Origin of the sequence: Pseudomonas izuensis (assembly GCF_002356535.2) — a bacterium.
In the GTDB taxonomy this organism is placed as follows: domain Bacteria; phylum Pseudomonadota; class Gammaproteobacteria; order Pseudomonadales; family Pseudomonadaceae; genus Aquipseudomonas; species Aquipseudomonas izuensis.
The window spans coordinates 134,307-148,205 of record NZ_AP017423.2 but is presented as its reverse complement, the minus strand read 5'-3'; the positions used below and the strand labels follow the sequence as shown (position 1 = coordinate 148,205).

Here is a 13,899-nt window from a genome sequence, read left to right as displayed (position 1 = left end):
ATCCTCTCGCAAAGGCATTCGGTATGACTCAACCCAATCAACAGAATCCGACTCGGCAACGCACGGTACTGCTGGCAACGGATCTCAAAAACTCGATACTCGCTGAAATCGACGCGGGTAATCCTAATCGCATTGCGTATTCACCCTACGGCCAGCAATCGTCGCAGGTTGAAGTCATGACGCGGTTAGGCTTCAACGGTGAACTGAACGAGGCGAATCCCGAATGGTATTTGCTGGGCAACGGCTACCGTGCATACAACCCGAGCTTGATGCGCTTTCACAGCCCGGACAGTTTGAGTCCGTTTGGTCGGGGCGGGAGGAATGCGTATACGTATTGCGGTGGGGAGCCGATGATGAATTCGGATCCGACGGGGCATTTGCCATGGGCGTTTTCACGCTTCGTGCAGGCATTGACGGACGCAGTGCAAACCGTTGCTACTCCTGTGCTCAGAAAGACCGCAAGCCTCGCCAATAGTGGCGTTTCGCAGGTTTTAGGTGCTGCAAAAAGTGCAAAAAAAGCCTTTGCCGACAATTTTTTGTTTGATCCTAAAGCCCTAAAAAAACTAGGCCCTCCGCCTCCAAAATTTAAACAACAACCACCATCGAATCACATCGTCACCCAACCAAACCCATATACAGGGCCTAATTCAGTCAGAGTTCAGCAGACTCCGCTTGCTCCTGGAGCTGGAAATGGTCTACGGATTACAGGCACGACGGGACCAACCAAGCGTGTCACCGCCCTTCGAAAGGGAAGTTAATCACCGTCCAAAAAATAGCGCGGTGAGGCCACCCTCACCGCTGCATCCCCCACCGCTTCACCGTCACCCGCTCCAACGAATCAAACACCAGATTCTCCACCAACAACCCAATCAGGATCACCACCGCCAACCCGGCAAACACCTTGTCGGTGTACAGCTCATTACGATTCTGAAAGATGTACCAGCCCAACCCACCCTTGCCGCTTGTCGCGCCAAACACCAACTCAGCCGCAATCAACGTGCGCCAGGCAAACGCCCAGCCGATTTTCAGCCCGGCGAGGATCGAGGGCAGTGCAGCCGGGATCAGGATGAACAGCACGAAGCGCATGCCCTTGAGGCCGTAGTTGCGACCGGCCATGCGCAGGGTTTCGGAGACGCCGAGGAAGCCGGCGTAGGTATTCAGCGCCAGCGCCCAGAGCACCGAGTGCACCAGCACGAAAATCAGGCTGTTCTGACCCAGGCCGAACCACAGCAACGCCAGCGGCAGCAGGGCAATCGCCGGGAGCGGGTTGAACATCGAGGTCAGGGTACTCAGCAGGTCGCGACCGAACTGGGTGGATACCGCCAGGGTGGTCAGGCCGAATGCCAGGACGATGCCGATCAGGTAACCCTTGAGCAATACGACCAGGGAAATCCATACCTTACCCAGCAGTTCGCCGCTGAGCAGGCCGTCGTATAGCGCGTGAGCGGTTTGCACGAAGCTCGGCAGCAACAGGTCGTTGTTCTGATAACGGGCGACGGCTTCCCACAGCACAGCGAGCAGAATCAGGATCAGGCTTTTGCGCAGCCACCCTTGCTGCCACAGTCGCTGGCCGAGGGGCAGTTCGCGTTCCAGCGGCACGCTGGTCAGTGGCTGCAGTACGGTTTCGAATTCTTCACGCGGGGATGATAGATGGCTCATCGGGCCCTCCTCTCAACTGGCTCAATAAGCGATGCGGATGTCGGTGAAATCCAGTACGCGCTCGGTTTCCGGCGACTGGCCTTCATCAAACAACAACCGGTGAATACGCCGCGCCGATTCCTGAAACGCCACGCCGCCGAGGCTGTGCAAATCGTATTGATGGCTGTGGACTTCTGCCCGTACCCGCCCCGGATGCGGCGACAGCAACAGGATGCGATTGCCCACCACCAGCGCCTCTTCGATGGAGTGCGTGACGAACAGCAGCGTGAAACGCACTTCTTCCCACAGCAGCAGCAACTCCTCCTGCATCTTGCGTCGGGTCAGTGCGTCGAGGGCGGCGAAGGGTTCATCCATGAGCAGGATTTTCGGCTGCATCGCCAGCGCGCGAGCGATGGCAACCCGCGCCTTCATGCCACCGGACAAGGTATGCGGATAGGCATCGGCAAACGCAGCCAGACCGACCTTCTCCAGGTAGTGCAGGGCTCGTTCTTCGGCTTCTTTTTTCTTCAGGGTTCTGGAGGCCAACAGTGGAAACATCACGTTCTGCTTCACGGTTTTCCACGGCGGCAGTTGATCGAACTCCTGGAACACCACGATCCGGTCCGGCCCCGGCGCATCGACGCGCTGGCCCTGCAAACGGATCTCACCCTCAACCGGCTGGATGAACCCGGCAGCGGCTTTGAGCAAGGTGGATTTACCGCAACCGGATGGGCCGAGCAGGACAAAGCGATCCGCCGGATCGATCTCGAAACTGACTTGATGGGTCGCCCGCACCACCCGCTGCGGCGTGCGGTATTCCAGGCTGACGTTATCGACCGACAGCAGCGCTTGGGCTGCCGCGATCGATTTGCTGACCGTGTGGCCTTGCAAAGGGGCGTTCATAAAAATCAGCTCCCTTGCAGCGGTTTGGCGTCCTGGAAGAAGTAATCCTTCCACGAATCCGGTTTGTTTTTGATCGCGCCGACGCGGTAGAGGAACTCGGCCAGCGGGTAGGTGTTTTTAGGCGTGACGCTGAATTCGAACTGCGGGTTGTCGATGATTTTCAGCAACGCGGCGCGGTCGATTTTTGCCTTGGTCACGCGGATGTACGTGTCCGCCGCCGCGCCTTTGTCGTTCTGCGCAAATTGCGCCGCTTCGGTCAGGGCGTCGATGAAAGCCTTGTAGGTTTTCGGGTTCTCATCGCGGAATTTCTCGGTGGCGAACAACACGGTCGGCGAGTTCGGCCCGAGCAGGTCATAGGTGTTCAGCACCACGTGCACGTTCTTGTTTTCCAGTGCCTGATCCTGGAACGGCGGGTTGGAGAAATGACCGGTCAGCTCAGTGCCGCCCGCAATCAGCGCCGCCGTGGCATCGGGGTGCGGAACGGCGATGGTGTACTTGTCGAGACGGTTGAATTCCTTGTCGCCCCACTGCCTGGCGGCGGCGTATTGCAGGAAGCGCGACTGCACCGACACGCCCACCGCTGGCACCGCGATGCGGTCCTTCTCGGTGAAATCGGCAATGGTTTTGACCTTGGGATTGTTGCTCACCAGGTAGTACGGAAAGTTACCCAGGGATGCCACGGCCTTGACGTTCTGCTTGCCGTGAGTGCGGTCCCAGATGGTCAGCAGCGGGCCGACACCGGCGCCAGCAATATCGATGGAGCCAGAGAGCAATGCATCATTGACCGCCGCCCCGCCGGAGAGCTGGGTCCAGTCGACCTTGATGTCGATGCCTTCCTGCTTGCCGTACTTCTCGATCAGGTTCTGATCGCGCACCACATTGAGCAGCAGATAAACGATGCCGAACTGTTCGGCGATGCGGATTTCACCTTCGGCGTGGGCCACGGTCGGCGCCACCAGGCTGCCGGCGATCAGGCTCAAACCCAGGCCGATGGCGGCGGCCAGTGGTGCAAAGGGAAGACGTTTGGACATGTTCAAATCTCCGACAAATCAGAAAGGCGCGTCGCCCTGGATGGTGGTGCGATACAGCTTGCGGCGCAGATGGCTGGGGCAACCGGCGGCGAGATGAATCAGCGAACGGTTGTCCCAGAACACCAGGTCATGGGGCTGCCACTGATGGCGGTAGATGTTTTGCGGCAACACGCTGTGGGCGTAGAGCTCGGCCAGCAACTGCTGGCTCTCGTCCTCCGGCAGGCCAACGATGCGGGTGGTGAAACCCTCGCTGACGAACAAGGCCTTGCGCCCGTTTTCCGGGTGAGTCCGCACCACCGGATGCACCACTTCAGCCACTTGGGCGAGTTGCTCCGGGGTCAGGGTCGGACGCCAGTTGCCTTCGAATTTGGTCTCGCTATAACGCGCCGTATAGGAGTGCGCCGCCGAGCGGCCTTCAACCGCTTTGCGCAGCGCCTCGGGCAGGCTGTCCCAGGCCTTGTGCATGTCGGCGAACAAGGTGTCGCCACCCTCCGATGGCAGCTCCTGGGCATGCAGCATCGAGCCCAGGCTCGGCAGTTCCTTGTAGGACAGATCGGAATGCCAGAACTTGCCGGCATCGCCCAAGCCGATGTTCTGGCCGTTCTCGACGATGTTGGAAACGATGAGGATTTCCGGATGCCCGGCCAGCAGGAATTGCTTGAGCACGTGGATCTGCAGTACGCCGAAACGGCGGCTGAAATCGATTTGCTGCGCAGGGGTAATGCGCTGGTCGCGGAACACCACCACGTGATGATCCAGGTGCGCGCGGTGAATGCGGGCGAAGTCTTGATCATTGATGGGGCGGGACAAATCGAGGCCGATGATTTCGGCGCCCACCGCACCGCTGAACGGGCGGATTTCAAAGGATTGTGGCGCGATGGCTGGCGATGCTGAAACGGCTGACATAAATCACTCCCACGCACGGCACGCTCAAGGGCGCGCGCGTCGATCAAAAACTCACGGAGGTCCCGTGTTGGTTTGTGTCGTGCGGCGCGCCGATTGGTCGGCAGGTACGCAGAAATATGACTTTATAGATATAAGAACGGTAATTTAAATACCGTTAGAGAATAACCATATGGCATTTGAGATGAGGTGATTTTGAGGTCGCCTTCGCTGGCAAGCCAGCTCCCACAGAATTCCATGTCAGACCCCAATATTGTGCTCAACACAGCCCCCTGTGGGAGCTGGCTTGCCAGCGATGGGGCCATCCGCCTCAACGCATTCGCTGAAACCTACTTGGCCCACTCAATCACTTCGCCGTACGGGGTCTGCAAATCCCGCTCGGGGATTTCCCAGATGATCAGCTTGGGCGGCGTCTGCTTGAACGCCGGATTGTTGAAGTAGCCATTGGCGCCACCGGAGAACTCGCCACCGTCCTTGGCGAAATTGCCGATCGGCGCACCCAGTGCCTGTTGCAGGAAACCGGCGAAGTTGGAGTTGCGCGAAAACGAAGTACCGATCAACGCCACGTTGGGCAGGTTGTCGTCGCCGAACAGATCGTCGAGGTTATCGCCGCCGCTTTGCGCCTCGGCGGCCTTCTCGTTGATCAATGTGGCGGCCACGGTTTCCGGCGTCGGTTGCCAGGTCACAGGCAGCCATTCAAGGCCAGCCAGGCGCACCAGATCACCAGGACGGCGTGCCGGGTCTTGCACCTTCATTTCGAAGTCTTTGTGCGGCGTAGCGCTGATGCCCATGGCTTGCACTTGTCTGGCCACCGCCTTGGCCGCCGCCGCAGAACCGGTTTCGCTCCAGTGGGTATCGGTGCGCAGGTACGCCTCGGCGCCCAGGGGTTGCAGGGTCGGCGCCAGGTCAATCGCCGCGACACCGGCCTTGTTCAAACCATCGACCCAAGCCACCGCACGCGCCTGCAACTGCACCGGACGACGCAGGTCGCACAATTGCGAACTGGCGATACGACTCTTGTCCGGCACCACCGCCACCAGCAGCGTGATGCCGCGTTTGGCCAGACGTTGGCGGACGTCGCGCACCACACCCGCCTTGATTTCGGCATTGGCCTGGGCGTGACGGTTGATGCGCATCTCGTCGGTCAGGAACAGCCAGCCCGGGCAGCCGGAACGTACCCGTGGACCGGTATCGTGCAGCGCCAGCCAACTGCCGCCGCGCTCCAGGTTCGCCGCCTGCTCGGGCACCGCGCCCTTGGACAATTGCTTGGCGATCTTGTGGGTCACCTCGCCATGCAGCACGTCATCAACGCTCAGCTTGGGCGGCAGCATCTCGACCTTGCCGCTGAGCAACAGCCAGGCGCAGGACGCAAAGCCGACCGCCAGGAACGCGACAAACACAACACCCGCCACCTTGCTGATTCGGGCATTGAATTCACTCGGTGGGACCGGTACGTGAGAGGAAGAGGACATGGGCGCGGCCATCAGAACTGGAAGTACAGGAAAGGCACCGCTTCACGGCTCGCGATCAACGCGAACGAAAGCAGAAAACCCGCCACCGGCCACAGGGCCGCCATCGGTGCATAGAATCCATAGCCGCCAAACCGTTGTTCACAACGGTTGTGCAACAACGGCGCGACGACGCACACCACGCCGAGCAAAGCCGCAAGGCCATGGGCCGGGCGCAAGGTCACCGCCAAGGCATCACCCAGGGCAAAACCGTGCAGGCCGAACTGACCGGCGTACATCGTCAGCGCGGTATGGAAGTCCGGGGCACGGAACAGCGTCCAGGCGAGGAACACGAACAGCAGCGTCAGGGTATGCGACAACAATGGCGGGATATCTGGCAGGCTGGAGCGCGACCACAGCCGGTCGATGCACAAGGCAATGCCATGTGCCGAGCCCCACAACAGGTAGTTCCAGCTGTCACCGCCATGCCACAGACCGGCGATGGCCATGGTCAGGAACAGGTTGCGATAGGTCTTCCACGCGCCATTGCGGTTGCCGCCGAGGGCGATGTACAGGTAGTCACGCAGCCAGCTGGACAGCGACAAATGCCAGCGTCGCCAGAAGTCCTGGATGCTGCTGGCCAGATACGGCCGGTTGAAGTTTTCCGGGAAGTGGAAGCCCAGCATCAGGCCCAGGCCGATGGCCATGGCGCTGTAACCGGCGAAGTCGAAAAACAATTGCAGCGAGTAGGCCAGGCACCCGATCCAGGCATCGACGAAGGACGGGTTTTCCAGATGGAACGCGACGTCCACCAAAGGCGACAACGTGTCCGCCACCAGCACCTTCATGCACATGCCGATCATGAAACGGCGCGCGCCCAGAGAGAAATTCTGCCAGCTGAAATAGCGCTGGGTCAGCTCGCGACGCACCCAGTCATAACGAATGATGGGGCCTGCAATCGAGTGACCGAACATCGAAATATAGGTCGCGTAATTGATGAAGCTGCGTTCCACCGGCACCGTATGACGATGCACGTCCACCAGATAGGAAATCGCCTGCAAGACAATGAACGACAGCCCCGCCGGCAACGCCACCCGTTGCCACTCCAACGGCATGGCGCCGTAGTAGGTGATCAGCTCGTTCCAGGTGCCGGCCAGGATGTTGGCGTACTTGTACCAGCACAGCACGGCCGTGTTGAACACGATCAATGCAATCAGCAACCTCACCCGCCCTTTCGAACCCTCGCGGGCGCGGTCCACCAACAGCCCGCCGACCCAGGCAACGATGGTCAACACCACGTGCAGGCTCAGGAACAGCGGGCTCAACCAACCGTAGAACAGCCAACTGCCGATCAGCAGGATGACGTTGCGCCAGGCCGGCTTGCCCAGGGCATATGCCAGTAAAAACACAGGCAGAAAAAGCGTCAGGAACTCAAGTGAGGCGAAGACCATGGCGGCGACAGAATCCGATCAGTGGGACAGCGTGTCCGTGGCGTTCAGAAGTCGTGGGCCGCTGGCCGAAGGCACCAGCAGCACGCTGTAACGCTCGCCCGCCTTGAGTTCGCCCAAGTCCAGCGGGGCACCGACATTGGCGTTCGCGCACACCAGTTGCACCGACAGGGTGACCGGGTTGATCGACCGGCGTTGCAAGCTATCGACGGGCACCGCCTTGAACAGATCGGCGGTTCGCCCTGCAGGGCGCAGGCTCGCCTCGGCACACCCGGCATCGACGTTGAAGAACGCCAGTGACGCCTTCAGGCCATTGAAGTCGTCAGGTTGCTCGCGCACCGCGACTTGCTTGATGCCCGCACCGTCGGGCAGCGCGACCACCGTGGCGAATTCACCGGGCTCGATTTTCAGGTCCATGGCCAGTTTTTGTGCGCCACTGACCAGGGTGCCCTTGACCGCACTGCTCGACTGCACCGGGAAGAACAACGAGACCGGTTGCGCCGCTTCCAGGCGCATCGGCGGTTGCCCGGCCTGGGCGATGACGTCCAGTGGCGCGGTGCTCGCGTTGACGAAGCGGATGAAGGCTGCGTCTTCGCTGGGGCCGGTGGGGTACAAGGCAAATTCGGCAGCCAGGGCATTGGCGCTGGAGCACAGCGCCGCCACGGCACACACAGCAGAGAGTGCGCGCATCACTGCTTGGCTCCCTTGTTGCTGACCGCGTCGGCCGGCAGTTTGGCCAGCGCGCCACCGATGGCAGTCGCCCAGGATTTATAACCGGCCACGGTGAAATGCTGACCGTCAGTCGTGACCCACTCGCCCGGTTTGGAGAAGCTCAACGAATCGATGTAGGTGCAAGGCGCCACGTTGCTCGCCAGGAACGCCGACATCAACTTGGTACGCGCGTCGTTCTTCTTGTACATGCCGCCTTCCTTGCCCCAGGCAGGACCGACCCAGGCGCATTTGGCGCCATTGGCGGTGATTTCCTTGGCCAGAGCGGTCACGTTCTGCCAGGCCCAGGCTTTCGGGAACACCGGTTTGTCATAGGAGGCCATGGTGTCGCCGATCACCAGCACCACCAGGTCCGGCTTGTCGGCGGCAATCAGATCCTTGATCGGCGTGGTCGTCGCTTCGCGCCCCTTGATGACAATCTTGCCGTTGCCTTTTTGCTCGGCGCCGCAATCGACATTCTTGGTGATCAGCCAGTCGCCGGCACTGGCGCCGCACGCGCCGATCGAGTGCACGATCGCGCCTTGCTGGGTCAGGTTGGCTTGCAGCGGCTCCATCAAGTGGTCCGCCAGGCTCATGTGGCTTTCGCCAAGAACCAGAAGGGTCATACCGGCAAGAACGGAAGAAGGCATTGAAGTCTCCGGAAATCAGTTGGAATAAGGGGAACGGTAGGGGCTGACCGGCAATTCCATCGGGCCGTTCATGTCTTCGAACATGTAGCGCAGGTACATGCCCCCAGTGAATTGCTTGTAGTCCTGAGCGTTGTCCAGGCCAAGATTGGCGCCGAGGAAAAAGCTCGAACCGAATTTGTACTCGCCGGCACCGCTCAGGCTGTAACCCACGCCTGTCTTGTTCTGGCCTTTGTAACGCTGGTTGTTGGCCGCCTGCAGGTCTTTGTCGTTGGGGAAGTAATCCGCCGCGTCCTGCTCGAAGTACTGCACACCCACCGAGCCCTTGACCTGGTAGGAGAACCGCTCCGTGCGCTGCGCCCAAGTGACCGGCACGCCCAGGGCAAAGTAACTTTGCGGGCTGAAGTAACCGCCATGGCCGTAGGTGAAGAAGTCCTGGTTGTTTTCGAAACTCAGGCCCGTGGCGCTCAGGCCCAGGGTCAGCTTGCTGTCCTCGGCATTGCGCAAGTACCAGTACACGCCCCCGCCCAGTTCGGTGCGGCTGTTGGACGCCACGTTGTGACCCAGCAATTTGTGCCACGAACCGTAGCCATAGCTACCCACTTCCTGGTTGTCATAGCTCAGCTGCGCGCGGGCGCCGTTGGCCGTCACACCGCCCCACGACTGGTCGGTGCGTTTGTCGGTGGCGCCGGCGAATGAGGTGACGCTATCGATCACCGGACGCCGCGAGACGTTGACGCCGTAGCGCATGTTGGCGTTGTCGGAGAATGGCCGATCGACGCTCACACCGCCGGCCGCAGTGCTGTACTTGAAGCCGATCGGCGTGGTGCCGACATCGGCCTTGATACCTTCATCCGGGCGGGCATAGGCCACGCTCAGACCGACCCCTTTATCGCGCTGGGAACCGGTGCCGTCGGGCGATGCGCCACCGCCACCGAATCGGGCGGCCGAATCGCTGCCGACACTGCCCGCATTCAGTGACACCGGCGTTACACGCACGGCATAGCGGTTTTCACCGGACGGCAGGTTGATCTCCAGCGGCGTTTCAACGTCAGTCATCTTGCTCAGCCCCGACTCGCTGTCATTGCTGCGAATCGTCACGGCCTGAGTCACGTAACCGCTGCGCTCCTGAAGAATGTTGTCCAGGGCGCGTTGGGCCGAACTGACTTGATCGACGGCCACGTTGACCGTTCCCTGCGGTGCGAACGGGTTACCCGTGGCACCGGCGAAGCGTCCGGCGGGCAACGCCTGGCGTCCGGTACCTGTGGCCGCCACACGCGGTTGCGCCTGCCCCGGATAGGCATCGGCGGGTACCGCGCCATTGCTGGCGAGCAGGACCGGCGCCGCACCTTCCAGTTGCGCCTGCGCCGGGGCTGGAATGGTATCCACGGGCACGCGACTCACCTGATTGCGCTGGCCCGGCTGGCCCACGAACGGGTTCGGCGCGACATTCAGGCTGCTGGCCTGGGCCGTCAGGCTGCGTTTCTGCTCGCTCTGTTCGATGGCCACGGCCTTGCGCAGCAACTCGGTCGCCTGGCTGGACTTGCCCATGCTGCGGTAAATCCGTGCCGCTTCGGTCAGCGATTGCGGATCGTAGGTTTCCAGCTTGAGGAATTGCTCCAGCGCACGGTCGGCATAGCCGATGTCGTGGGCCTGCACCGCCGCATCGGCGGCATTCAGCAAAATTTGCGGGTCGTTGGGCTGACGCTGCAACAGCGGTTTGTACAACTCGAATGCCTTGGCATTGTTGCCATTGCTGGCATACATCCGCGCCAGCGCCGAAACGGCACCCACGTCCCCCGGGCGCGAGGCCAGCGCCGGCGCCAGGGTGTCATAGGCGCCCGCCAGGTCACCGTTTTCGCGCAGGATATCGGCCTGGCGGATTCGGTATTGATACAGCACGTCATCGAAGCGCTTGCGTGTGGCCACACTCATCTGCTGGTTTTGCAGACCGTGCAGGATCGAATTGACCTGCGCATCGTCGCCGGTCTTGAGCAGCAGGTTGGCGTATTGCAGCATCAGGTCCGCGGACGGCGTCGCCGTCTGGGCAATCACGTCACGCATCATCGATTGTGCGTGTGCCGAATCGCCGGCATCGACATAGGCCGATGCCAGGGTCGCCATGCCATCGGGGCTGCGGCTGGCCACGGGCTGCAAACGATCGAGCAAGGCCAGGGCTTCCTGGCGCTGTCCACGCTTGGCGATGCTCGACGCCAGCTTGATCTGCACCGTGAGGGTGATCTGGTCGGCCAGCGCATTCATGTCCGCAGTGCGGCGCTCGGCCGGAATACGGCTGATGCTCGCTTGCGCAGCGTTCCACTGCTCCATTTCCACCGAGAGCAAGGCGCTGGTGTACAGCGCATCGATGTCGCCCGGATGGGCCTTCAAATAGCTGTCGATCAGGTCGCGGGCTTTCTGCGATTCGCCGGCCTTGAGGTACAGACGCGCGAGGTCGAAACGGGTCCAGACGTTGTCCGGGTCGTCCAGCACCGCTTGCGCCAGGGCTTGCTGGACAGCACGTGTATCACCGCGTTGTTCAGCGAGCTTGGCCGCTTGCGTGGAGCGCAATGCGCGCAGACGAGCGCTGCCGCCCATCTCGGCCTGCTGGTCCGGTGTCAGGGTGTCGAGCAAGCGCAGGGCTTCATCCGCCTGACCGGTTTGCGCCAGCACGTTGACCAGCCCCTGAACGGCCTGAGGGTTGCCGCGCTGCACGTTCAACACCTGGCGGTAATTGGCCTGCGCGGCATCCAGTTGCCCGGCCTGGGCCTGGATGTCGGCGAGGGTCAGGCGTGCATCGACACCGTTGGGGTTCAGGCGCATGGCCTGGGCAATGCTCTCTTGTGCCTTGGCCGGTTGCGTCCTGGCCTGGTCGCGGGCCTGTTGCAGCAATGCCCAATAGCGCACGCTGTTCAGGGCCGGCTTCCAGCGCGTCCCGCCATTGGCGATGGCGCGGTTGAGCAACTGCTCGGCTTCACCGAAACGGTTCTGTTGCTGACGCACCACGCCCAGGCCGCCGAGGGCATCGGCGTCGTCGGGTTTGTTTTTCAAGCGGGCGGCAAACGCCTGCTCGGCTCCGGCCTGATCCCCCTTCTCCAGCGCCTGGAGCCCACGCGCCACCAGTGGATCTTGCTGCCACCCCGAACCACCGGCGGTGGCCGACTGCGATTTGCCTTTGTTCAGCAAATCACGGATTTCCTGGTCGTCCGGATGCGCCTTCAGGAACTCTTCGAACAACGGCACCTGCGCGGCGTTCGGCGGCCCGGTCCAGACCAATGCCAGGCGCCAGCTCTCGTCGGCGTCACCGGCAATGTCCGTGCGGGTCGACAGCCTGGCCAGGGCACGAATGCCTTCCGGGCGGCTGTCTTCGTGGCGCACCAGATGCTTGGCCAGGAACAACGCCACGATCGAGTCATTCGGCGTTTCGCGCAGCAACCGTTCGAGTCCCGCGCGCGCCTCGGGCCAACTGGCGTCGTTGAAAGCCAGGTTGGTGTAGAACTCACGGCCGACCTTGCCTTCGGGTATGCGGTCGGCGAACAGCTTGCGGAACACGACGGTGGCCTGGTCACGCTGGTCGCCATCGGCCAGGCGCCGGGCTTCATTGAGCAGGGCCATGTTCTGCGGATCGGTCAGGGCAATGTCCTGTTCCAGCTGCGCCGCCAGCCAGGGTCGTGGTGACAACGCCTGCAAGCGTGCCAGGTACTGCCGAGCCTGCTCGGGTTTGTTCTGTTTGACGCCGATCAGGCCCATGCCGTAAAGCGCGTCAGCCTGGTTGGGGTCCAGGCGCAGGACTTTTTCCCAGGCCTCGGCGGCACGCGATGCGTTATCGCGGGTCTGCCAGTACTGGCCTTGCTCGATCAGCCGCGCCTGCACCTCGTTGGTCTCTGCGTGGGCAGCGGTGCCGATAAGGGCGGTGAGAATACCGATGGCTAGCGTGTGACGGCGCGGGTGCATGACGTCTCCCAAGACAATTTGAGTGTTCCGTCATCACGAAACTGATAGCGTTTTTCAGCCCAGCCCAGTGCGAACAGGCTGAGCATGGCGTTGTAGTAGAGCGGTTCGGCCCGTTCGCCGTCGGCCTTGGCCAGCGCCGCATTCAAAGCTTCTTCGACGCGACGTTGCTGCTGCTCGGCCAACCACGGCTGGCCCTTGGCCTGGAAGTAAGGAATCAGCGCCGCAGAGTACCCGAACGGCCCCTGACCTTCGAGCGCGCCGCTGATGACGTGAACCTTTTCCGGCGGTACACCGGTGGAGGCCGTGCTGTTCGACATGCCTTCCAGACGCGCCAGCAGCGGGGCAGCCAACGGATCGGACTTGGGCGTCATGCCGGCCCACAGGTAGACACGAATGGCGTCATAGCTGCCCAACTCGCCCTTGACCGGATCGACCACGAACAACCCCGCTTTCGGTGCGGTCGCGCGGTAACCGATCCAGTCCGCCACATAGCCTTTGGGGCTCGAAGCGCTGACCATCTTCAAGGTGTTTTCGGCGATTTCCTTCCACGGCCCCGTTGGCGCTTCCTTGGCCAGTCGGCGCAGCAGCGGCAGCGGCAAATAGCTCGGATTCAGGCGCCATAGATGATCGGGCTGTACGAAACCTTCCGGTCCGGGCAGCACCATTCTTCCCAGACCCGGCAGGTTCACTACCAGTTGGCCTTCAATGTTCTTGAGCAGGTGCAAGGCGTCTTCGCGATAGTCCGGGCGCTGCCACAACCGCGCGGCTTCGAGCAGGGCGTAGGCAATCCACAAGTCCGAATCCGATGCCGAATTGGCGTCCTGCAATTGCCAGGCGCCGTCCTTGCCCTGCCCCCACAACCAGCCTGGCAGACGACTGTTGATGTCAGAGCCGGCCATGTTGTCGGCGGTCCATTTCCACAAGGCATCGAAGCGCGCGCGGTCATTGCCGATCAGGGCGAACAACATGCCGTAGGACTGGCCTTCGGACGTACTGTGATTGCGTTCGAGGCTGGATTCCAGCAGGCGCCCGTCGTTCTGGACGAAGCGTGCGGCATAGGTTTGCCATAGCGGCCAGTCGCCGCTGGTGCACGCGGCCGCGTCAGCCGCCATGGCCGGCGTCAGGCTCAGTGACACCAGCGCGCCCGCCAGCCACAGCGCGGCCCGGCGCCAGCGGCGCACGAATGTCAGTTTGCAACGGTGGGTGACGAGGGTGGTCATGG

Annotated in this window: 11 protein-coding genes; 1 reads left to right on the top strand and 10 read right to left on the bottom strand. The window is 61.8% G+C overall.

Annotated features, from left to right (window positions below):
* Nucleotides 1-23: 23 nt before the first annotated feature.
* A complete protein-coding gene (locus LAB08_RS00695; protein WP_096514004.1) occupies nt 24-758 on the top strand; it encodes an RHS repeat-associated core domain-containing protein in 735 nt (244 codons plus the stop codon).
* A 34-nt stretch (nt 759-792) separates the two neighbouring features.
* On the opposite strand, the gene LAB08_RS00690 is transcribed toward LAB08_RS00695, so the two are convergent.
* From LAB08_RS00690 to bcsZ, 10 genes are all read right to left on the bottom strand, one after another.
* A complete protein-coding gene (locus LAB08_RS00690; RefSeq protein ID WP_096514005.1) occupies nt 793-1,659 on the bottom strand; it encodes an ABC transporter permease in 867 nt (288 codons plus the stop codon).
* A gap of 21 nt (nt 1,660-1,680) precedes the next feature.
* A complete protein-coding gene (locus LAB08_RS00685) occupies nt 1,681-2,541 on the bottom strand; it encodes an ABC transporter ATP-binding protein (protein ID WP_096514006.1) in 861 nt (286 codons plus the stop codon).
* Between the two features lie 5 nt (nt 2,542-2,546).
* A complete protein-coding gene (locus LAB08_RS00680) occupies nt 2,547-3,572 on the bottom strand; it encodes an ABC transporter substrate-binding protein (protein ID WP_096514007.1) in 1,026 nt (341 codons plus the stop codon).
* A gap of 18 nt (nt 3,573-3,590) precedes the next feature.
* Nucleotides 3,591-4,478: a TauD/TfdA dioxygenase family protein gene (locus LAB08_RS00675; RefSeq protein WP_096514008.1), complete on the bottom strand. Its 888-nt coding sequence runs from the start codon at nt 4,476-4,478 to the stop codon at nt 3,591-3,593.
* 326 nt (nt 4,479-4,804) lie between these two features.
* Nucleotides 4,805-5,947, bottom strand: coding sequence for an alginate O-acetyltransferase AlgX-related protein (locus LAB08_RS00670; RefSeq protein ID WP_096515606.1), 1,143 nt, complete (start codon nt 5,945-5,947; stop codon nt 4,805-4,807).
* Nucleotides 5,948-5,958: 11 nt separating this feature from the next.
* Complete coding sequence (locus LAB08_RS00665; protein WP_096514009.1) at nt 5,959-7,374, bottom strand: MBOAT family O-acyltransferase; 1,416 nt, start codon at nt 7,372-7,374, stop codon at nt 5,959-5,961.
* Between the two features lie 18 nt (nt 7,375-7,392).
* A complete protein-coding gene (locus LAB08_RS00660) occupies nt 7,393-8,061 on the bottom strand; it encodes an alginate O-acetyltransferase AlgF (RefSeq protein ID WP_157755749.1) in 669 nt (222 codons plus the stop codon).
* Nucleotides 8,061-8,729 (bottom strand): SGNH/GDSL hydrolase family protein, encoded by a 669-nt coding sequence (locus LAB08_RS00655; RefSeq protein WP_096514011.1) that lies wholly within the window; start codon nt 8,727-8,729, stop codon nt 8,061-8,063. The genes LAB08_RS00660 and LAB08_RS00655 overlap by 1 nt, the downstream gene beginning before the upstream one ends.
* 15 nt (nt 8,730-8,744) lie before the next feature.
* Entirely contained in the window at nt 8,745-12,677 is a 3,933-nt protein-coding gene (locus tag LAB08_RS00650; protein WP_096514012.1) for a cellulose biosynthesis protein BcsC, read from the bottom strand.
* On the bottom strand, nt 12,653-13,897 hold the full coding sequence (gene bcsZ / locus LAB08_RS00645) for a cellulose synthase complex periplasmic endoglucanase BcsZ (protein WP_096514013.1): 1,245 nt from the start codon (nt 13,895-13,897) through the stop codon (nt 12,653-12,655). The genes LAB08_RS00650 and bcsZ overlap by 25 nt, the downstream gene beginning before the upstream one ends.
* Nucleotides 13,898-13,899: the final 2 nt, after the last annotated feature.

Coding starts and splice junctions, on each gene's coding strand:
- LAB08_RS00685 (WP_096514006.1), bottom strand. CDS start 2,541: ATGAACGCCCCTTTGCAAGGCCACACGGTCAGCAAATCGATCGCGGCA.
- LAB08_RS00670 (WP_096515606.1), bottom strand. CDS start 5,947: ATGTCCTCTTCCTCTCACGTACCGGTCCCACCGAGTGAATTCAATGCC.
- LAB08_RS00690 (WP_096514005.1), bottom strand. CDS start 1,659: ATGAGCCATCTATCATCCCCGCGTGAAGAATTCGAAACCGTACTGCAG.
- LAB08_RS00665 (WP_096514009.1), bottom strand. CDS start 7,374: ATGGTCTTCGCCTCACTTGAGTTCCTGACGCTTTTTCTGCCTGTGTTT.
- LAB08_RS00680 (WP_096514007.1), bottom strand. CDS start 3,572: ATGTCCAAACGTCTTCCCTTTGCACCACTGGCCGCCGCCATCGGCCTG.
- LAB08_RS00695 (WP_096514004.1), top strand. CDS start 24: ATGACTCAACCCAATCAACAGAATCCGACTCGGCAACGCACGGTACTG.
- LAB08_RS00675 (WP_096514008.1), bottom strand. CDS start 4,478: ATGTCAGCCGTTTCAGCATCGCCAGCCATCGCGCCACAATCCTTTGAA.
- LAB08_RS00660 (WP_157755749.1), bottom strand. CDS start 8,061: ATGCGCGCACTCTCTGCTGTGTGTGCCGTGGCGGCGCTGTGCTCCAGC.
- LAB08_RS00650 (WP_096514012.1), bottom strand. CDS start 12,677: ATGCACCCGCGCCGTCACACGCTAGCCATCGGTATTCTCACCGCCCTT.
- LAB08_RS00655 (WP_096514011.1), bottom strand. CDS start 8,729: ATGCCTTCTTCCGTTCTTGCCGGTATGACCCTTCTGGTTCTTGGCGAA.
- bcsZ (WP_096514013.1), bottom strand. CDS start 13,897: ATGACCACCCTCGTCACCCACCGTTGCAAACTGACATTCGTGCGCCGC.